This window comes from Microbacterium sp. BLY (genome assembly GCF_017939615.1).
Taxonomy (GTDB): domain Bacteria; phylum Actinomycetota; class Actinomycetes; order Actinomycetales; family Microbacteriaceae; genus Microbacterium.
This window is the reverse complement of record NZ_JAGKSR010000001.1, coordinates 2,809,013-2,828,076: the sequence shown is the minus strand read 5'-3', so window position 1 is coordinate 2,828,076 and position 19,064 is coordinate 2,809,013. Positions and strand designations below refer to the sequence as shown.

The window sequence follows — 19,064 nt, the reverse complement described above, 5'->3', positions numbered from 1 at the left end:
CCGTCGCGATGCCCGCGTCGGGGCTCTTCGCGCAGGAACCGCCGAGCGACCCGTCGCCAATGCGGCCCGGTGTCGTATGCAGCGGTTAGGCTCGAAGAACGATCCTGATCCCCCCGAGGAGGACGCGCATGGCCCGCATCGGTGAAAGCGCTGACCTGTTCAAGTGCTCTTTCTGCGGAAAGAGCCAGAAGCAGGTGCAGCAGCTCATCGCCGGACCCGGCGTGTACATCTGCGACGAGTGCGTCGAGCTCTGCAACGAGATCATCGAAGAGCGCATGGCGGAGTCGTCCGCCGAGGGCGTCGCAGAGTTCGAGCTCCCGAAGCCCCGAGAGATCTTCAGCTTCCTGGAGGAGTATGTCGTCGGGCAGGAGCCCGCCAAGCGTGCCCTCTCCGTCGCCGTGTACAACCACTACAAGCGCGTGCGCGCCCACGGCACGCTGCAGCCGGCCGAGCAGAAGGCCGAAGAGGTCGAGATCGCCAAGAGCAACATCCTCCTCATCGGGCCGACGGGCTGCGGAAAGACCTATCTCGCGCAGACGCTCGCGAAGCGCCTCAACGTGCCGTTCGCCGTCGCCGATGCGACGGCGCTGACCGAGGCGGGCTACGTCGGTGAAGACGTCGAGAACATCCTCCTCAAGCTCATCCAGGCCGCGGACTACGACGTGAAGCGCGCCGAGCAGGGCATCATCTACATCGACGAGGTCGACAAGATCGCCCGCAAGGCCGAGAACCCGTCGATCACCCGCGACGTGTCGGGCGAGGGCGTGCAGCAGGCGCTGCTGAAGATCATCGAGGGCACGGTCGCCTCGGTGCCGCCGCAGGGCGGACGCAAGCACCCCCACCAGGAGTTCCTGCAGATCGACACCTCGAATGTGCTCTTCATCGTGGCCGGTGCCTTCGCCGGGCTGGAGGACATCGTCTCGGCGCGCGTCGGCAAGCACGGCGTCGGATTCGGTGCTCCGCTGCACGACAAGGGCAAGGACCTCGACCTCTTCAGCGAGGTGCTGCCGGAGGACCTCCACAAGTTCGGTCTCATCCCGGAGTTCATCGGCCGACTCCCCGTCGTGACGAATGTGTCGCCGCTCGACCAGGCCGCACTCATCGACATCCTCACCGGCCCGCGCAACGCTCTCGTGAAGCAGTATCAGCGCATGTTCGAGCTCGACGGCGTCCAGCTGGAGTTCGAGGAGGAGGCTCTGCGGTCGATCGCCGACCTCGCCGTCGAGCGCAAGACCGGTGCCCGTGGTCTCCGCGCCATCCTCGAGGATGTGCTCGGTCCGGTGATGTTCGAGATCCCGTCCACGGACGATGTCGCGAAGGTGATCATCACCCGCGCCGCCGTGGATGAGGGGGCCCCGCCCACCATCGTGATGGAGCGCAAGCGCAAGAGCGCCTGAGGCATGGGTGCCAGCCTGGTCCCGTGGAGGACCGTCTCGCGGACGACGCTCGTCGCGGACCGGTGGATCAGGCTGCATGCGGATGAGTGTCTCGACGAGCACGCCCGTCGGATCGCGCCCTACTACGTCCTCGAGTACAGCGACTGGGTCTCCGTCCTCGCCGTCGATCGCGATGGTGCCGCGATCGTGGTCGAGGAGTGCCGCCACGGAGCGGGAGTCCTCGCGTTGGGCACCGTCGGAGGAGGGGCGGAGCCCGCGGAGCGTCCGGAAGACGCGGCTGTGCGTGAGCTCCGGGAGGAGACAGGGTGCGTCGCGGACGAGCTGGTACCGGGCGATGGACCGACTCCGGCGATGACGTCTCGCCCGCTGCTCACGCCACGGGCATGAGAAGGTCGGTGCGGAGCTCGTCCGGTGACACCCCGGGGTCCGAGACGTAGATCTCGATCCAGACACCTCGGGGATGCAGCCCCGCCTCTGCGGCGCGGGCGACGAGTCCGGCCCATCCGGCGCCGAGACCGTCATATGACCCGTGCACGGTGGTCGCCACGGCCGGCCCTGTCGGCAGGGTCGACGCGACGATGGCGGCCCCGTCGACGGCGGCGATCGCGTCGGACGGCGGCGTCTGCACGGGGAACCCGAGCTCTAGATCGAACACCCCCATGGGGTCGCCGTGGTAGATCGCCAGCGCGGGCCCGGCGGGGCTCAGGGTGCCGTCGGCGAAGGCGGCGCCGATCGTACGGTAGCCGGCGTCGAAGGCATCGCGCAGGTCGGCGAGGCGGATGCCCTCGTGCCGGATGACGGCGAGAGGGACGCCGTGCAACTCGATGCTGTCGACCGGGCCGAAGGCGGCGTCGGGGAAAACGTTCATGCGCTCAGCGTCTCACGCCTCACGCATCGAGTCCACGGCGCTTCAGCAGCGGTTCGATAGCGGCGTCCCGCCCCCGGAAGTTCCGGTACGCCTCGAGCGGATCCTTCGACCCGCCGACGCCGAGCAGTCGCTCGCGGAAGCGGTCCCCGTTCTCCCGTGTCAGTCCGCCGTGCTCGCGGAACCAGTCGACGGTGTCGGCGTCGAGCACCTCGCTCCAGATGTACGAGTAGTACCCGGCGCTGTACCCGCCGGAGAAGACGTGGGCGAAGTACGTGGAAGAGTACCGCGTCGGCACGGCCGGGTCGTCGAGACCGATGTCGGCCAGGGCGGCCGCCTCGAACTCGGCGACATCGTCCACCGCATCCGCGGTGGAGAGCCGGTGCCACGCCTGGTCCAGCCATGCGGCCGCGAGGTACTCGCTCGTCGCATGCCCCTGATCGAACGTCGCCGTCGCCCGCAGCCGCTCCACCACGGCGGGATCGAGCGGCTCGCCGGTCTCATGATGGCGGGCGTAGTTGTCCAGCACCTCCGGCCAGAGGATCCACATCTCGTTCACCTGGCTCGGGAACTCGACGAAATCGCGGAACACGTTGGTCCCGGCGAAGTGCGGATAGGTCACCGTCGCGAACAAGCCGTGCAGCGCGTGCCCGAACTCGTGGAACAGCGTCGTCACCTCATCGAGGGTCAGCAGCGTCGGTTCGCCCTCTCCGGGCTGCGGGACGTTGAGGTTGTTGACGACGACCGGGACGCTGCCGCGCAGGCGGGACTGGCTGACGATCGCGTTCATCCAGGCCCCGCCGCGCTTGGAGTCGCGCGTGTAGAGATCGAGCACGTAGAGCCCGAGAGGGGAGTCGTCGGCGTTGCGCACCTCGAAGACCCGCGCCTGCGGATGATAGGCCGCCAGGTCGTGCCGCTCGTGGAAGGTCACCCCGTACAGCCGGGTCGCTGCGAAGAACACGCCGTCCTGGAGCACGCGCTCCGCCTCGAACCACGGCCGCAGAGCGGCGGTGTCGATCTCATACCGCGCGGTGCGCACACGCTCGGTGTAGTACGCCCAGTCATGGGCTTCCACGGGGAAGGGCTCGGGTTCGGTCTCGTCGACGATCGCCTGGAGCGCGTCCCGCTCCGCGCGGGCGTTGCGCGCGGACGGCGCGGCCAGCCGTCGCAGCATCTCCTCGACCGCCTCCGGGGAGCCCGCTGTCTCGTCGGCCGTGACGTAGGCGGCGTGCGACGGGTACCCCAGGAGCTCGGCGCGCTCGGCGCGGAGACGCACGATCTCGCGCAGCACCGGGCGGTTGTCGTTGCCGTTGTCCCGCGAGCCCCTCGCGCGGGACGCCGCCATGAGCCGCCGGCGGGACTCTCGTACCGCCAGGCGGGCGAGCGCCGGATGGCCCGTGAACAGCGGCAGCGTGAGGAGGTAGCGGCCGTCGAGCCCCCGGTCGGCAGCGGCGCGCGCGGCGGCGGACAGCTCACCCGGGCTCAGGCCGTCCAGCTCGGCCGCGGTGTCGAACACCACCGCGAGGTCGTTGGTGTCGCTCAGCAGATTCCGCTCGAACGTGTTCGTGAGCACCGACAGCCCCTGGTTCAGCGCCGTGAGCTGCGCCTTGGCGTCGTCGTCGAGCCCGGCGCCGGCATGGGTCATCTCCCGGTGGTAGCGCTCCACCAGGTAGCGCTGCTCGGCGTCGAGATCGGAGGCGTCCCGCTGCTCGTAGACCCGCTCGATGCGCCAGAAGAGTGCCGCATCGAGCATGATCGCATCCTGATGCGCGGCCATCAGCGGGGCCAGCTCCTCGTCGATCGCCTGGATCTCGGACGTCGCATCCGCGGAGCTCACCGTGTAGAAGGCGTGCGCCACCCGGTCGAGGAGTCCGCCGGAGCGCTCCAGCGCCTCGACGGTGTTCTCGAACGTCGGTATCGAGCGCACGCGCGTGATGTTCGCGACCTCGGTGAGCTGCTCCTCGAAGCCGGCGCGGAAGGCGGGGAGGTAGTGCTCGGGCCGGATCGCCCGATAATCGGGAAGCCCGAACGGGAGGGTCGACGGCTGCAGCAGCGGGTTGGTGGCGGCGCTCATCCTTCGAGCCTAGCCACCGTCCCGTCCGCCTCCCGAGTACTCATCGCCTCGCACGCGTCGGCGGTGCGGCGCAGAACACCATGCAAAGAAAACCTTGCAAAGAAGTGTTTGCAAGCGTATCTTTGCATTCATGACGAACGAGACGCAGGTACGGACACTCGACGCCGGGGCCCTCAAAGCCCTCGCGCATCCGTTGCGGGTCAAGATCTTCGATCTGCTGGCATCCCGCGGGCCCCAGACCGCCAGCTCTCTCGCGGCTCTCGTGGGGGAGACGTCGGGTTCCACCAGCTACCACCTCCGTGCCCTCGCCGCACACGACCTCATCCGCGAGGTCGAGGGACGCGGCACGGGCCGGGAGCGGTGGTGGGAGCGTCCGAAGGGTCGCATCGACGTGCCGGGGCCGGACGAGCAGATGTCGCCGGCGAACCGTGCCGCAGCGCAGATCGTGACCTCGGAGTTCTTCCGGTTGCGACACGAGACGCTGATGCAGTACCTCAACCGGCCGGAGGTCGACGTCCCCGAGGGGTGGCGCGACGTGGGGCTGACGATCACCACGCACCTCGACATGACGGCCGCGCAGGCACTGTCGCTGCGGGCCGAGCTGGAAGCCGTCGTGGAGAAGGCGATCGCGCAGTACCGCGGTCAGGAGGGGCCGGACGTGCGCCGCGTCTCGCTCCGTGCCGAGATCTTCGATCTGCCGACACCGGGCGGGGCAGGCACCGCGGAGACGACGGGGGCATCATGACCGCCGCCACCCTGCATCTGGCCAGCCCGACCCGGACGGAGCGCGGCCTGCTGCGTTTCGCCGACCACGTCACCGCATTCGTCGAGCACCGCATCGCGCGTCGCGCACAGCAGCGGACCCTCGCCCTCGATCTCCTCCGCGAGCAGCAGGCCCGCCGCCACGACCCCCGGGCCGTAGATCACCTCCTCGCGCAACTGGGGGCTCCGCGCCGCTGACACCCCGGTCACACGTCGAGACCCCCTCGTATCCGCGCGGATACGAGGGGGTCTCGACGAGAAAGCGGGGCCTCGGGGCTCCGAGAACAGGATTAGGAGAAGGGGCGGGTGAGGACCTCTCCGGAAGGGGACTGCAGGACCTCCCAGCCGGCGTCGAGCTCCGCGATCGCCCGGCCCTCGAGCCACGTGAGGGTCCAGTGGCCGGTGAGGCCCCGGGACTCGACCTCGGCGATCGCGGGACGCAGCGCCTCGGGAACCGACGCGGGAGGCTGGGCCCCCGCGGCCCAGCGCGTGCCGAGCTGCATCAGGAGGCCTCGACCGGGGCGAGCTCGATCGCGGTGACCGCGAACTCCTCCGCCTCGGTGATCTCGAGCTCGGCGATGCGGCCCACCGCACGGAGATCGTCCGCCGCGGCACGCAGCGCCTCGACCTTCGCGGCGGGAGCGGCGATCGCGGCCCGCGAGACCGGGGTCTTCTGCGATGCCTTCGCCTCGGTCTTCGCGCGGCGGATGCCGATGAGTGCCTCACTCGCGGCGGACAGCACGGCCGGGTCGCCCTCGATGCCGAGCGCCTCGGGCCAGGACGCGGTGTGCACCGAGCCCTCCTCGAACCACGACCAGGCCTCCTCCGTGGCGAAGGAGAGCACCGGCGCGAGCAGCCGGAGGAGCGTGGACAGCGCCAGACGCAGCGCGAGAGCGGCAGAGGCCTGCCCGACGTCGTTCTGGTTGTAGGCCCGCTCCTTCACGAGTTCCAGGTAGTCGTCGCAGAACGTCCAGAAGAACGCCTCGGTCAGCTCCAGCGCCCGGGCCGCGTCATACCGGTCGAAGGCCGCGGTCGCCTCGGCCACCACGCCGTCGAGCGCCGTGAGCATCGAGGCGTCCAGTGCGTGCGTCACCTGCGCGCCCTCGGGCACCGGGAACGACAGCACGAACTTGGCGGCGTTGAGCACCTTGATCGCCAGCCGTCGGCCGATCTTCACCTGGGTCGGGTTCTGCGGGTCGAACGCCGCGTCCATGCCGAGGCGGCTCGAGGCCGCCCAGTACCGCACCGCATCCGAACCGTGGGCGTCGAGCACGTCGGCCGGGGTGACCACGTTGCCCTTCGACTTCGACATCTTCTTGCGGTCGGGATCGACGATGAAGCCGGAGATCGCGGCGTTCTTCCACGGGGCGCGGCCGTCTTCGAGCGTGGAGCGCAGCATGGTCGAGAAGAGCCAGGTGCGGATGATGTCCTGCCCCTGCGGACGCAGGTCGAACGGAGCGGTGAGCTGCCACAGCTCCTCGTCGCGCTGCCAGCCGCCCGCGAGCTGCGGGGTCAGCGACGACGTCGCCCACGTGTCGAGGATGTCGGCCTCGGCGTCGAACCCGCCCGGCACGCCGCGCTGGGCCTCGGTGTAGCCCGCCGGGACATCGGTGGTCGGGTCGATGGGCAGCGCGGCTGCATCGGGGGTGAGCACGCGGTCGTAGTCGCGCTCGCCGTTCTCGTCCAGCGCGTACCACAGCGGGATCGGCACGCCGAAGAACCGCTGCCGGGACACGAGCCAGTCGCCCGTGAGCCCGCCGACCCAGTTCTCGTAGCGGACCCGCATGAAGTCGGGGTGCCACGCCAGCTCGGTGCCGTGCGCGAGGAGCTGCTCGCGCAGCTCGCCGTCGCGGGCACCGTTGCGGATGTACCACTGGCGGGTCGAGACGATCTCGAGCGGGCGGTCGCCCTTCTCGAAGAACTTCACGGCGTGCTGGAACGGCTTGCCGACGGCGGTCATGTCGCCGGTCTCCTGCAGCTTCTCGACGATCGCCTTGCGGGCGCTGAAGACGGTCTTGCCCGCCACGTTCTCCGCGTACCAGGCGCGCGCCTCCGCGTCAGCCACGATCGAGGGGGCCTCGGCGAGGAAGCGGCCGTCGAGACCGATCGTCGTCATGTTCGGCAGGGACTCGCCGGCGGCGGTGCGCAGCTCGCGCCACCAGATGATGTCGGTCACGTCGCCGAAGGTGCAGACCATCGCCGCGCCGGTGCCCTTGTCGGGCTGGGCGAGGTGGTGGCCGTGGATCTCGATCTCGGCGCCGAAGTAGGGGGTGCGCACCTTGGTGCCGATGAGGTGCTTGTGCGGCCCCTCGGGGTGGGTCACGATCGCGATACAGGCGGGAAGGAGCTCCGGGCGCGTGGTGTCGATCGCGATGGAGCCGGAGCCGTCCGCGAAGGGGAACTCGATCGTGTGGTACGCGGCCTGCTGGTCGCGGTCCTCGAGCTCGGCCTGTGCGATCGCGGAGCGGAAGTCGATGTCCCACAACGTCGGTGCGAGGGCCTGGTACGCCTCGCCGCGCTCGATGTTGCGGAGGAAGGCGAGCTGGCTCTGCCGGATCGTGTCGTCGGAGATCGTGCGGTAGGTCTGCGTCCAGTCCACGCTCAGCCCGAGCTGACGGAACAGCGCCTCGAACTGCTTCTCGTCCTCGATCGTGAGGCGCTCGCACAGCTCGATGAAGTTGCGGCGGCTGATGGGCAGCTGGTCGGCAGCCCGGCTCGACTTGTTGTCGCCGCCCTCGAAGGGCGGGGTGAAGTCGGCGTCGTAGGGGAGCGACGGGTCGCAGCGGACGCCGTAGTAGTTCTGCACGCGGCGCTCGGTGGGCAGACCGTTGTCGTCCCAGCCCATCGGGTAGAACACGGTCTTGCCGCGCATCCGCTCGTACCGGGCCTTGACGTCGGTGTGCGTGTAGGAGAACACGTGACCGATGTGGAGGCTGCCCGAGGCCGTCGGCGGCGGGGTGTCGATCGAGTAGACACCCTCACGGCCGAGCTCGGCGGCGCGCAGACGGTCGAACAGGTACGTGCCCTGCTCCGCCCAGGCGGCGTCCCACTTCGCTTCGAGACCTTCGAGTGCGGGCTTGTCGGGAATGGCGGACATGGAGGTCTCCTCGAGCGATGTATGCGGCACTGTGTGAGCGTGCCTGAGTGTGGGTGGTGCCGCCCAGTCTACCGAGCGGGGAAGCGGGGTGCTCGCCCCGCGGGCGCATCCGGCGCGGCGCTGCCACCCGCCCCGTCGCCGCTGGGAGGATCGGGGTATGACACCGCCGTCGTCGCGCGCCTCCCGTCCTCGCCTGGCCGATCTCGGCGTCCCCTCCGGGGCCTTCGCCCGCGGCCCGGGGAACGGGATCACCGACGTCCCCGGGGTGCGGGTAGGGCATGCCACGCTGCATGGCGACGGCCTGCACACGGGCGTGACCGCGATCGTCCCCGACGCGCTCACCGCCGAGCGCCGCAGCCTGCCGGCGAACCTCTCCGTCGGCAACGGCTACGGCAAGCTCGTCGGCGCCACGCAGCTCCGCGAGCTCGGGGCGCTCGAGACGCCGATCCTGCTGACCTCGACACTGTCGGTGTTCCGCGTCGCCGACGCGCTCCTCGGGCATCTGTTGGCGACGCCGATGCACGCGCGGACGACGACGCTGAATCCGGTGGTGGGAGAGACGAACGACGGCTTCCTCTCCGACATCCGTCGACGGGCCGTGGGGGAGGAGCAGGTGACGACCGCGCTGGCTGCGGCGGCGCCGGGTCCGGTCGCGGAGGGGTGCGTCGGTGCCGGCGCCGGAACCGTCGCCCTCGGATACAAAGGCGGTATCGGAACGGCCTCGCGCCTGGTCGAGGTCGCGGGGCGTCCGCACACGGTGGGCGCGCTCGTGCAGACGAACTTCAGCGGAACGCTGCGGATCGCGGGGGTACCGCTGCCCGCCGAGGAGCTGCTCGCCGATGCCCCGGCACAGCCCGTCGGCAATTCCTGCATGATCGTCGTCGCCACGGACGCCCTGGTCGACGGCCGCCAGCTGGGCCGGGTGGCCAACCGCGCCGTCTTCGCGATGCGGGGTGTCGGCGCGGACTACGCGCAGGGCAGCGGTGACTACGCCATCGCGTTCTCGGTGGCCGAGAGCACGGCCCAGGGGCCCGCGCCGGACGACGAGCTGTCGCCGCTCTTCGCCGCGACGATGGACGCGGTGGAGGAGGCGCTGGTCAACTCCGTACTCGCGGCGGAGACGACGGTAGGCCCCGACGGGCGGACCGCGCATGCGGTGCCGATCGACCAGGTGCGGGAGCGCCTGACGCGAGCCGGAGCCGTCTGACTCGCGTTCACAACTCAGGAGAAGGTGGGCGGTGGGCGCCGCAGGCGCGGCGCGCCGCGCCGCCATCGGCCGGAACTCCTGAGTTGTGAACGGTGGTCAGTCGGCGAGCGCGGCGTAGATGCCCTCGCCGATGCGCCGCATCGCGGCCAGCACGGGGCCGCGTCCGTCGGCACCCCGGTCCCAGTTCGCCAAGACGGCGTAGGCGATCCGGCGGGTGGGGGACATGACGATCCCGGTGTCGGCGCGGACGCGGGAGATCGTGCCGGTCTTGTTCAGCAGCCAGACGCCGCGGTCGAAGCCCCAGTGCGCGAGCGGGTCGAGGTCGAAGGCCGAGGCGACCATCGAGAGGTCCATGCCGGCGCCGAGCCAGCGGCGCAGCGTGTCGGCGGAGGCGGGAGAGAGGTCGGCGCCGTCGGCCAGCCGTGACATGAAGCGCACGAGCTCCGCGGCGTTCGCGTGGGACAGCGTCGTCGGGGCGCCGGGCGGGATCGGCCAGCGCACGATGTCGTCGAGCGCCGATGCCGTGTAGCCGAGCGCGCGGGTGTGCTCCTGCACGGTCGGGATGCCGATGACGCGGCCCAGCGTGTTGGTCGCGGCGTTGTCGCTCACGGCACCGATGAGGGCGGCCACGTCGTACAGCGATAGCTCGGACGCCTGCAGCAGGTACCAGAGACCGGAGTCCTCGATGGCCTCGACCGGCCGTCGGGTCACACGGTCCTCGAGGGTGCGCGTGCCGGCGTCCACCTCGGCGAGGAGGCGATGCAGGAGGAAGACCTTGCCGACGCTCGCGGTGTCCTGCACGGTCTCGGGGTCGTGCTGCAGCAGCACCTCGCCGGAGTCGATGTCCTGGACGAGGACCGACCACACGGTGCCGTTCTCTTCCGGGAGGTCGACGTCGATGGCGCTCATGCGTCCGCCTCATCCCTCGCTCGTCCGGTCACGTGCGCGCGGATGAGCTCGCCGACGGCCCGCATCCCGTCGAGCACGGGGGCGCGGAGATCGGCCGCGGAGTCTTTCCAGTTCGCCGCCACCGCGTACGCGACGGCCGCCTGCGGTCCGCGCAGGAGCCCGACGTCCACGCGGGCGAAGCTCACGCTGCCGGTCTTGTGGCGCAGCACCATGCCCTGGTACTCGGCCTCGACGTGGGCGAGCGGGTCGAGGAGGAAGGCATCGGCGGTCATCGACGTGTCGGTGTCGGCGGCGAGCCAGTCGAGCACCCGCGCGCTCACCGTGGGGGAGAACGCCTCGCCCGCCCCGAGCCGGAGCATCACGTCGGACAGCTCCGCCGCGGTGCCGAACGACGGGGTCCAGGGCAGGTCGGGGGTGCGCTCGTTGCGGATGTAGTCGTGCAGGGCGGTGTCGCGGTATCCGAGTGCGGGAGCGACGGCCCGCACCTCCTCCAGACCGCAGAGGTGGAGCAGGGCGTTCGTCGCGAGGTTGTCGCTGACCGCCCCGACGAGGAGCGCCGCGTCGTGCACGGTGACGCGCTGATCGTGCATGCGGTACAGGAGCCCGGAGTCCTCGACGCGGTGCTCGTCCGGGATCACGATGCGGTCGTCGGCGGCGAGCGTGCCGTCCTCCAGGCGGCGCGCGACCTCGAGGAGCAGGAAGATCTTGCCGATGCTCGCGGTCTCGCACTGCGTGTGCGGCTCGTGCTCGGCCAGGGTCTCCCCGCTGCCGGCGTCGACGAGCCGGATCGACCACGTGACGCGGGGATCGAGGGGCGGAAGAGCGATCATGGCCGTCCCACCGTGAGGCGGGGCTCGTCGCCGGTCGCGTCCAGTACCCCGTCGACGCCGAGCGGGATGGTCAAGGCGTGCGGGTCGTGGCCGAAGCCCTGCTCCCACAGCACGGGCACCCCGGCGTCCTGGAACTCGTCCCGCATGAGCGCGTGGACGAGGTCGAGGTCGCCGCACTCGTGCCAGGAGCCGAGCACGATGCCCGTCGCCTGGGCGAGACGGCCCGCGCGCCGAAGCTGCGTGACGAAGCTGTCGAGGCGGTACGGCTCCTCGGTGATGTCCTCCAGGAACAGGATGCCGGGGGAGGGGACGTCCGCCTCCGGGGCGCCGAGTCCGGCCGCGAGCAGGCTGAGGTTGCCGCCCGTGAAGCGCCCTTCGGCGCGGCCCGGCGTCATGATCTCGGTCTTCGGGCCGATGAGCTCCCGCCCGCGCCAGGGTTCGAAGAGCCACCGCTGCACGTCGTCGCGCACCTGCTCCGAATCGCGGAAGACGTTGTTCCCCGCCATCGGGCAGAAGAGCGTCGCGACGTCGAGGTGCGCGCGCCATGTCTCGTGCAGGGCGGTCACGTCGGACGAGCCCGTGAGGAGCTTCGGCCGCCCGTCCCGGCGCAGCGCTCCCCGGCGCATCTCGGCCCAGTCGATGCCGTCGAGCAGGCGCAGGGCACCATAGCCGCCGCGTGCCGTGACGACGGCGTCAACGTCCGGATCGAGCCAGGCGTCGACGAGATCGGCGCGGCGGAGGTCGTCCGGCCCCGCGAGGTATGACGCGCGCGGGTGGGGCGTGAGGACGTGCGCGCCCACCCGGACGTTCAGGCCCCAGGACTCGTAGTAGCCGACGGCGCGCTGGGTGTTCTCCTCGTTGCCGGGACCGGACGGCGAGACGATCGCCACCGTGTCGCCGGGCTGCAGGGGAGCCGTGTCGAGATACGGCGACACCGCCGCCTCCGTCAGGACGCTCATGCCGTCTTCTCCTCGATGCGCGGCGCCGCTGACAGCAGGTGCCGGGTGTACTCGTGCTGCGGGTTCAGCAGCACCTCTTCGGTGGGGCCGTGCTCGACGATCTGTCCGTGGTACATCACCGCGACGGTGTGGGCGATGTTCCAGGCCAGGCCGAGGTCGTGTGTGATGACGAGGGCGGAGAGGCCGAGGCGGCGACGCAGCTCCAGCAGGAGTCCGAGGATCTCTCCGCGCACGGACGCGTCGAGCGAGGCGACCGGCTCGTCGGCGATGAGCATCTGCGGCTGCACGGCGAGCGCACCGGCGATGACGACGCGCTGCCGTTGCCCGCCGCTGAGCTCCTGCGGGATGGCACCGAAATACTGCTCCGGCGGCGTGAGCTCCGCGTCGGCGAGGCTCTGCGCCACGCGTTCGCGCTCATCGCCGGGGAAGCGCTGCACACGCAGCCCCTCGGCGACGGACTCGTACACGCTGTGCTTCGGGTTCAGCGCCGCCCACGGATCCTGGAGCACGAGCTGCACCTGCGAGCGGAACCGTGCGAGGTCGCGCCCTTTCGACGGGATCGGTGCGCCGTCGAAGAGGATCTGCGACCCCGGGTCGGCGGGCTGGAGCCCCATGAGCGCGCGGGCGAGGGTCGACTTGCCGGAGCCGGACTGGCCGACCAGCGCGACGATCTCGCCCGTGCGCACCGAGAGGTCGACGTCGCGGACCGCATGCACGGGGCGCCCGCCGGAGCGGTAGGTGACGTTGACGCCGCGCGCCTCCAGCAGCACCTCGTCGCCGTGCGTGATCTCCGGCACATCGTCCGCATCGCGGCCGTGTCGCGTCACCGGGGCCATTCGCGAGGCCGGGTCGCCGATCGTGGGGAAGGCGTCGGCGAGCTGGCGGGTGTACGCCTCCTGCGGAGTCGTGCAGACCGCATAGCTCTCGCCGACCTCGACCAGCTCCCCGTCGCGCATGATGGCGATCCGGTCGCACGCGGTGGCGAGCACCGAGAGGTCGTGGCTGATCATGAGCATCGAGATGCCGCGCTCCGCCACGAGACGGGAGATCATGTCGAGGATCTGCTTCTGCACGATCACGTCGAGCGCGGTGGTCGGCTCGTCCGCGATGATGACCTCGGGATCGCACGCGAGGGCCATCGCGATCATGACGCGCTGCTTCTGGCCGCCGGAGAGCTCGTGCGGGTACGACTCGCTCTTCTGCTGCGGCAGGTCGACGATGTCGAGCAGCTCCCGGACCCGTTCCTTGCGCGCCTTCTCGCCCTTCCATCGGTCGGAGGCGTGCAGCTCCAGCGCCTCCAGGAGCTGCCAGCCGACGGTGCGGACCGGGTTGAGCGAGTGCATCGCCCCCTGGAACACGATGGACGTCTGCGCCCAGCGCACGGCGCGCAGCTGCCCGAAGGACAACGTGGCGACGTCCTGGTCGCCCAGCAGCACGCGGCCGCTGAGCCGGGCGTTGCGCGGCAGGAGCCGGAGCACGCTCATGGCGAGAGTGGACTTGCCGGAGCCGGATTCGCCGGCGATGCCGAGGGTCTGCCCGGCGGGGAGGGTGAGCGAGACGTGGCGCACGGCCGCCACCTCGTCGCGACCCGACCGCCCCGAGGTGCGGTACGTGATGGAGACGTCGTCGAAGATCAGGTCGGGCATCTCAGCGGCTCCTCAGCGTCGGGTTGGTGATGTTCTCGACGGCGCGGCCCATCAGGGTGAACGACAGCACGACGAGGACGATGGCGATGCCGGGCACGAGCACGTACCACCAGTAGCCGCTGGTCGCCGCGGAGACGTCCATCGCGTTCTTCAGGATCGAGCCCCACGACTGCAGGGTGGTGTCGCCGAGGCCGAGGAACGCCAGGGTGGACTCGGAGATGATCGCCGAGCCGACCGTGAGCGTCGTGTTGGCGAGCACGAGGGGCAGCACCCCGGGGAGGAGGTGCTTCATGATGATGTGCCAGTGCCCGGCGCCGAGAGCGCGCGAGCGTTCGATGTAGTCGCGCGATTCGACGGAGAGGGTCTGTGCCCGGACGACGCGGGCGGTGCCGGCCCAGGAGGTCAGGCCGATCGCGATGATGATCGTCCAGACGCCGCGGCTCAGCACCGACGACAGCACGATCGCGAGGATCAGCGACGGCAGCACGAGGAAGAAGTCGATGATGCGCATCATCAGCCCGCCGAAGAAGCCGGTGAAGTGGCCCGCGGAGAGGCCGACGAGGGTGCCGATGATCATCGACATCGCGGTGGCGGCGAGGCCGACGAGCAGCGACACTCGGGCGCCCCACACCATGCGGACCCAGATCTCGCGCCCCTGATGGTCGGTGCCGAGGGGATGCTCCCAGGACGGCGGGGCGAAGCGCTGCACGTCCACGAGCTTCGTAACGTCGAGCATGCTGGCGGGCGCGATCACGGGAGCGAAGATCGCGACGAGGGCCACGATCACGAGGAAGACGAGGCCCACCATGCCCGCGCGGTGCTGGGCGAACTGCCGGCAGAAGTCGACGAACGCGGTGCCGCGGCGGTGCCACGCCAGGGCCCGGGGCGAACGGATGGTCGGGGATGCCGTGGTCATGCGCGCCTCACCCTCGGGTCGAGCTGCCGGTAGATGAGGTCCGCGATGAGGTTCATCGCGATGATGATCGTGGAGAACACCACGAAGGTGCCCTGCAGGAGCGGGAGGTCCGGCCCGGAGATGGCCTCGAAGGTCAGCTTCCCGAGGCCCGGCCAGGAGAACACGGTCTCTACCGTGACCGCTCCGGCGATGAGGCCGCCGATGTGCATGAACACCAGCGTCACGGTCGGCAGCAGGGCGTTCGGCACGGCGTGCCGACGGCGGACGAGGTCTTCCCGGAGGCCCTTGGCCCGCGCGGTGGTGAGGTAGTCGGCGCCCATCTCCTCGAGGAGCGAGCTGCGCATCACCATCAGGTACTGCGCGTACACGACCGCGACCATCGTGACGACCGGGAGCACCATGTGCGAGATGACGTCGAGGACGATGCCGACCGGATCGGTGGGCGGGTTGGGGGAGACCATGCCGCCGGTGGGGAACCAGTGCAGCGTGCCGCCGAAGATCATGAGCAGCAGCAGGGCCAGCCAGAACGTCGGGACCGACCAGAACACGAGCGACGTGCCGGAGACGATGCGGTCGAACGTGGAGCCGTGCTTCCACGCGGCCTTCTGTCCGAGCCAGAGGCCGAGGGCGATCGCGATGATCGCCGCGGTGCCGGTCAGGAGGATGGTGTTCCAGAAGTACTGGCCGATGAGCTCGGACACCGAGGTGCGGTAGACGTAACTGGTGCCGAAGTTCAGGGTGAAGACGTTGCCGAGGTAGTCGATGAACTGCTGCCACAGCGGCTTGTTCAGGCCGAGCTGCTCGCGGAGCTGGTCGGCCTGCTCGGCGCTCATCCCGCGCTCGCGGGCGATCGAGGCGACCGGATCGCCCGGCAGGATCTTGAAGGCGAAGAATCCGAGGAGGATCACCATCGCCAGGCTGATGGCCGCGCCGCCGAGCTTGACGAGGAAGTAGCGGAGGGCGCCGACGCCCTTCGGCTGCTCCTCGGCCGCAGCGCTCGTGGCGATGGCGGAGGTGGACGGGGGAACCGCGTTGGACATGGGGGTCTCCTTACAGCGGACCGCGAGACGCCGCGGGAGCCGTAGCCTGCCGCCCGCGGCGTCTCGCCGGACTCATTCGACGTCGGCGATGTTCCGGCGACGGATCAGGAAGAAGATGAGTCCTCCGATGAGGACCACCCCCACCACGACGCCTCCGATGATGAGTCCGGTGTTCGTGCCGGTCCCGCCGGCGGTCGCCCCTTCGATCGGCTCGACGGTCAGGTAGCCCCAGTAGCCGGCCTGGTTGGCGATGATGCCGCCGTCCTTCGGCTGGAGGGTGAAGCCGGTGAACCGGTCGGACCGGTACGCCTCGAGCGAGTTGGCGTACCAGGTCGCGATCTGGGCGGTATCGGTGTAGTTCAGCGCGAGCATGTCGTGCACGATCTCCTGGCGCTTCTCCTCATCGATCTCGGAGCGCTGCGCGGCGTACATCTCGTCGAACCCCGGGTTGCAGTACCCGTCCTGGGTGGTGCCGCCGGTGCCGTCGGTCGCGGTCGGCAGGTTCATGCAGGTGTTGATGCCGAGCTGGTAGTCCGGGTCGGGGTTGACCGACCAGCCGCTGAAGTACAGGTCGTAATCGCCGGCGGTGGCCTTCGCGCTGATCGTGTCGGAGTCGGTGGACTCCACGGTGATCTCGACGCCGATGTCCTTCATCCACGGGACGAAGAAGTCGGAGATGGACTGCTCGTTGGCGTCGTCCGCGTCGGTCAGCAGGCGCAGGCTCAGGCGCTGGCCGTCCTTCTCGCGGATGCCGTCGGCGCCGGGCACCCAGCCCGCCTCGTCGAGCTTCGCCTGCGCGGCCTCGGGGTCGAAGCCCACGATCACGTCGTCGTCGTCGGAGAGGTGCCACTTCGGGAAGGACGCCGGGATGAAGCTCGTCGCGAGCGTGCCCTCGCCGTCCAGCACCTTGTCCAGCAGGGTCGCGGTGTCGGTGCCGAGCCGGAGGGCCTGGCGGACCTCGAGCTCCTGCAGCGCGGCGTTGCCGGTGCCGTAGGGCACGTTGTCGCGGGTCTGCTGGCCGACGTTGATGCTGATCGAGTGGTAGCGGCGGCCTTCACCGGAGTGCGTGGTGACGCCGTCGACGCCATCGAGGGCCGAGAACTGGGTGGGGGTGAGACCGGTGACGAGGTCGACGTCGCCCGCCTTCAGCGCCTGCACCTGGGCGTCGGAGTTCGTGTAGTACACGTACTGGATCGCGTCGATCTTGGGGGCGCCCCGCCAGAAGTTCTCGTTCGCCTTCAGCACGATGGACTGGTTGGCCGAGTAGCTGTCGAGGACGAACGGGCCGGAGCCGACCACATCGGAGTCGTTGGCGAAGGTCGTCGGGTCGTCGACCGCCTCCCAGATGTGCTTCGGCACGATCGGGATCTCGGAGCCCGGGTTCGGCGCCTGCGGGGTCTTCAGGGTGATGACGACGGTCTTGTCGTCGGGGGCCTCGACCGTGTCGAAGTTGGAGACGAGGTTGCCGTTCGCGGTGCCCAGGGCCGGGACCGTCATCATCTGGTCGTACGTGTACTTCACGTCGGCGGAGGTGATGGGCTCACCGTCCGACCAGACGAGGTCGTCCTGCAGGGTGAAGGTCCACGTCTGGCCGCCGTCCGTCGCCTCCCACGAGTCGGCGAGTCCCTTCGTCGGCGAGCCGTCCTCCGCGTCGTTCTGCACGAGGGACTCGTACACGTACCGGATGACGTTCGTCGGCGTCAGGTAGATCGAGATGAACGGGTTGAACGTGTCGACGAATCCGGAGGTCGCGATCCGCAGCGTGGTGTCGGGGGCCGGGGATTCGGTGGCGGCGCTGACGGACTGCGCCTGGGCGGCGCCGACCGGAGCGGCGATGAGGAGCGCGGAGGCGATCGCGGCGGCGGTCAGACTTCGCACGGTTCTGGAGCGGGGGGCAAGACGCATGGAAGGTCCCTTCGGGCGCCGCCCGGATCCACAGTGAAGCCGGGTCGGTGCTGACCATGCAAGCGGAAGACGGCCCCGGGGTCAAGACATCTGATGCGTATCGCGGAAGAAAAATCGAGTCATGCGGGAGGAATCCGCGTCGCCCATGGGGTGTAACACGGCGGAAACACGGGGATGCAAGGATGCGCGCATCGAAGACGTCGGTGACGGCGCGCTCCGGCCGGCACGGAGATCCGGAACGTATCCCCGCCGCGTTCGGCTCGGGCACGGGAACCGGAATCGTATCGTCAGTCCGCCGGAAGAGTGAGCATGGCGCGCAGGAGAGCGATGCGCTCGTGCAGGGAGGAGCGGAGGAAATGCTCGTCCACCGCGTGCGCGCCGCCGCCCCGGGGTCCGAATCCGTCGACGGTCGGCAGCCCGAGGCCGCCGAGGAGATTCGTGTCGCCGGCGCCCGCTGCCGGCCTCCCCTCGACCGCCTGCCCGATGGCCGCGCCTGCGTCGGCGATGCGGGCGAGGAGGGCCCGGTCCTCGCTCGAGGCCTGCCAGGCAGGACGGGCGCTGAGGACCCCGACCTCCACCCGGGCGTCGCCGCGCAGGGGCGTGAGCGCGGCGAGGGCGTTCAGGACCTGCTTCTCGGTCTCCGGGTCGAGGAAGCGGAGGCCGATCTCCGCCTCCGCCTGCGCCGGGACCACGTTCGTGCGACCCCCGCCGCTGAGGACCCCGACGTTGCAGAGCACCGGTCCGGGGAGGGCGGGGTCCGCGACGATCGCGCGCACCCGGAGGAGCTGGTCGACGAGTTCGTCGATCGCCGAGACGCCGTGCTCGGGATCGAGTGCGGCGTGCGCGGCGCGGCCGGTGACGGCGATGCGCACCCGGGCGCTGCCGCGGCGGCCGACCTTCAGCGCCCCGTCGGGATGAGGCGACTCGAAGCCGATCGCGCAGACCGCGCCGCGGGCCCGCTCCGCCAGCAGGGGACCGGACGCCGGGGAGCCGATCTCCTCGTCCGACACGAGCACGATCCGCACGGCGCGGCGCCGCTCGATCGGCAGGACCTGAAGAGCGCGCAGGGCCTCCCGCATCACGACGATGCCGGCCTTCATGTCGTACGCGCCGGGGCCGCGCACGACGTCGCCGTCCTCGCTCCACGGGAGATCCTCCTGCAGCGTCCCCATCGGCCAGACGGTGTCGGTATGGCCGATGAGCAGGACTGGCGCCCCCGTGCCGGGGACGTCGATGACGAGATCCGTGCCGAGGTCGTGGGTGGTCCGGTGGACGGTGCCTCCGAGGTCCGCGAACCAGGCGGACAGCAGGTCGGCGATCCGGGCGCTGGCCTCGACGTCGCCGCTGGGCGTCTCCTGCGACACGAGTTCGCGCACGAGTGCGATGATGTCGTCGGAAGGATGGTCCGCGTCGCGCACTGCCGGAGGAGTCGTCACGGTTACGAACCGTATCTTGCC

17 protein-coding genes are annotated in these 19,064 nt (G+C 70.2%); 5 read left to right on the top strand and 12 right to left on the bottom strand.

From position 1 onward, the window contains the following. The first annotated feature begins 128 nt into the window (after positions 1-128). Together clpX and KAF39_RS13850 are read left to right on the top strand one after the other, a co-directional pair. Positions 129-1,397, top strand: a complete 1,269-nt coding sequence (clpX, locus tag KAF39_RS13855; protein WP_210677774.1) for an ATP-dependent Clp protease ATP-binding subunit ClpX — start codon at positions 129-131, stop codon at positions 1,395-1,397. A 3-nt stretch (positions 1,398-1,400) separates the two neighbouring features. Continuing rightward, the gene (locus KAF39_RS13850; protein ID WP_210677773.1) at positions 1,401-1,784 is read left to right on the top strand and encodes an NUDIX hydrolase; all 384 of its coding nucleotides are present in this window, start codon (positions 1,401-1,403) and stop codon (positions 1,782-1,784) included. Here KAF39_RS13850 and KAF39_RS13845 read toward each other — a convergent pair. Together KAF39_RS13845 and KAF39_RS13840 are read right to left on the bottom strand one after the other, a co-directional pair. Beyond that, positions 1,768-2,265, bottom strand: a complete 498-nt coding sequence (locus tag KAF39_RS13845; RefSeq protein ID WP_210677772.1) for a GyrI-like domain-containing protein — start codon at positions 2,263-2,265, stop codon at positions 1,768-1,770. The genes KAF39_RS13850 and KAF39_RS13845 overlap by 17 nt on opposite strands. 19 nt (positions 2,266-2,284) lie before the next feature. Next, positions 2,285-4,336, bottom strand: coding sequence for a M3 family metallopeptidase (locus tag KAF39_RS13840; RefSeq protein ID WP_210677771.1), 2,052 nt, complete (start codon positions 4,334-4,336; stop codon positions 2,285-2,287). A 130-nt stretch (positions 4,337-4,466) separates the two neighbouring features. Here KAF39_RS13840 and KAF39_RS13835 point away from each other — a divergent pair, with 130 nt between their 5' ends. Both KAF39_RS13835 and KAF39_RS13830 read left to right on the top strand, forming a co-directional pair. Next, positions 4,467-5,081: a transcriptional regulator gene (locus KAF39_RS13835; protein ID WP_210677770.1), complete on the top strand. Its 615-nt coding sequence runs from the start codon at positions 4,467-4,469 to the stop codon at positions 5,079-5,081. After that, the gene (locus KAF39_RS13830) at positions 5,078-5,296 is read left to right on the top strand and encodes a hypothetical protein (RefSeq protein WP_210677769.1); all 219 of its coding nucleotides are present in this window, start codon (positions 5,078-5,080) and stop codon (positions 5,294-5,296) included. The genes KAF39_RS13835 and KAF39_RS13830 overlap by 4 nt, the downstream gene beginning before the upstream one ends. A 92-nt stretch (positions 5,297-5,388) precedes the next feature. Here the strand turns inward: KAF39_RS13830 and KAF39_RS13825 are convergent, their stop codons facing one another. Then, complete coding sequence (locus KAF39_RS13825) at positions 5,389-5,601, bottom strand: hypothetical protein (RefSeq protein WP_210677768.1); 213 nt, start codon at positions 5,599-5,601, stop codon at positions 5,389-5,391. Continuing rightward, complete coding sequence (gene valS / locus KAF39_RS13820; protein WP_210677767.1) at positions 5,601-8,195, bottom strand: valine--tRNA ligase; 2,595 nt, start codon at positions 8,193-8,195, stop codon at positions 5,601-5,603. The genes KAF39_RS13825 and valS overlap by 1 nt, the downstream gene beginning before the upstream one ends. Before the next feature lie 157 nt (positions 8,196-8,352). On the opposite strand from valS, the gene KAF39_RS13815 reads away from it, so the two are divergent. Next, positions 8,353-9,402: a P1 family peptidase gene (locus KAF39_RS13815; protein WP_210677766.1), complete on the top strand. Its 1,050-nt coding sequence runs from the start codon at positions 8,353-8,355 to the stop codon at positions 9,400-9,402. A 96-nt stretch (positions 9,403-9,498) separates the two neighbouring features. Here KAF39_RS13815 and KAF39_RS13810 read toward each other — a convergent pair whose 3' ends face one another. The 8 genes from KAF39_RS13810 to KAF39_RS13775 form a co-directional block, all read right to left on the bottom strand. After that, complete coding sequence (locus tag KAF39_RS13810) at positions 9,499-10,311, bottom strand: serine hydrolase (RefSeq protein WP_210677765.1); 813 nt, start codon at positions 10,309-10,311, stop codon at positions 9,499-9,501. Then, positions 10,308-11,141, bottom strand: coding sequence for a serine hydrolase (locus KAF39_RS13805; protein ID WP_210677764.1), 834 nt, complete (start codon positions 11,139-11,141; stop codon positions 10,308-10,310). The genes KAF39_RS13810 and KAF39_RS13805 overlap by 4 nt, the downstream gene beginning before the upstream one ends. Beyond that, the gene (locus KAF39_RS13800) at positions 11,138-12,100 is read right to left on the bottom strand and encodes an LD-carboxypeptidase (protein WP_210677763.1); all 963 of its coding nucleotides are present in this window, start codon (positions 12,098-12,100) and stop codon (positions 11,138-11,140) included. The genes KAF39_RS13805 and KAF39_RS13800 overlap by 4 nt, the downstream gene beginning before the upstream one ends. Further along, a complete protein-coding gene (locus KAF39_RS13795) occupies positions 12,097-13,746 on the bottom strand; it encodes an ABC transporter ATP-binding protein (RefSeq protein WP_210677762.1) in 1,650 nt (549 codons plus the stop codon). The genes KAF39_RS13800 and KAF39_RS13795 overlap by 4 nt, the downstream gene beginning before the upstream one ends. Before the next feature lies 1 nt (position 13,747). Beyond that, a complete protein-coding gene (locus tag KAF39_RS13790; RefSeq protein WP_210677761.1) occupies positions 13,748-14,662 on the bottom strand; it encodes an ABC transporter permease in 915 nt (304 codons plus the stop codon). Continuing rightward, positions 14,659-15,702, bottom strand: coding sequence for an ABC transporter permease (locus tag KAF39_RS13785; RefSeq protein ID WP_210677760.1), 1,044 nt, complete (start codon positions 15,700-15,702; stop codon positions 14,659-14,661). The genes KAF39_RS13790 and KAF39_RS13785 overlap by 4 nt, the downstream gene beginning before the upstream one ends. A gap of 72 nt (positions 15,703-15,774) precedes the next feature. After that, positions 15,775-17,580: an ABC transporter substrate-binding protein gene (locus KAF39_RS13780; protein ID WP_307805218.1), complete on the bottom strand. Its 1,806-nt coding sequence runs from the start codon at positions 17,578-17,580 to the stop codon at positions 15,775-15,777. A gap of 314 nt (positions 17,581-17,894) precedes the next feature. Next, the gene (locus tag KAF39_RS13775) at positions 17,895-19,043 is read right to left on the bottom strand and encodes a M20 family metallopeptidase (RefSeq protein ID WP_210677758.1); all 1,149 of its coding nucleotides are present in this window, start codon (positions 19,041-19,043) and stop codon (positions 17,895-17,897) included. Positions 19,044-19,064 lie beyond the last annotated feature (21 nt).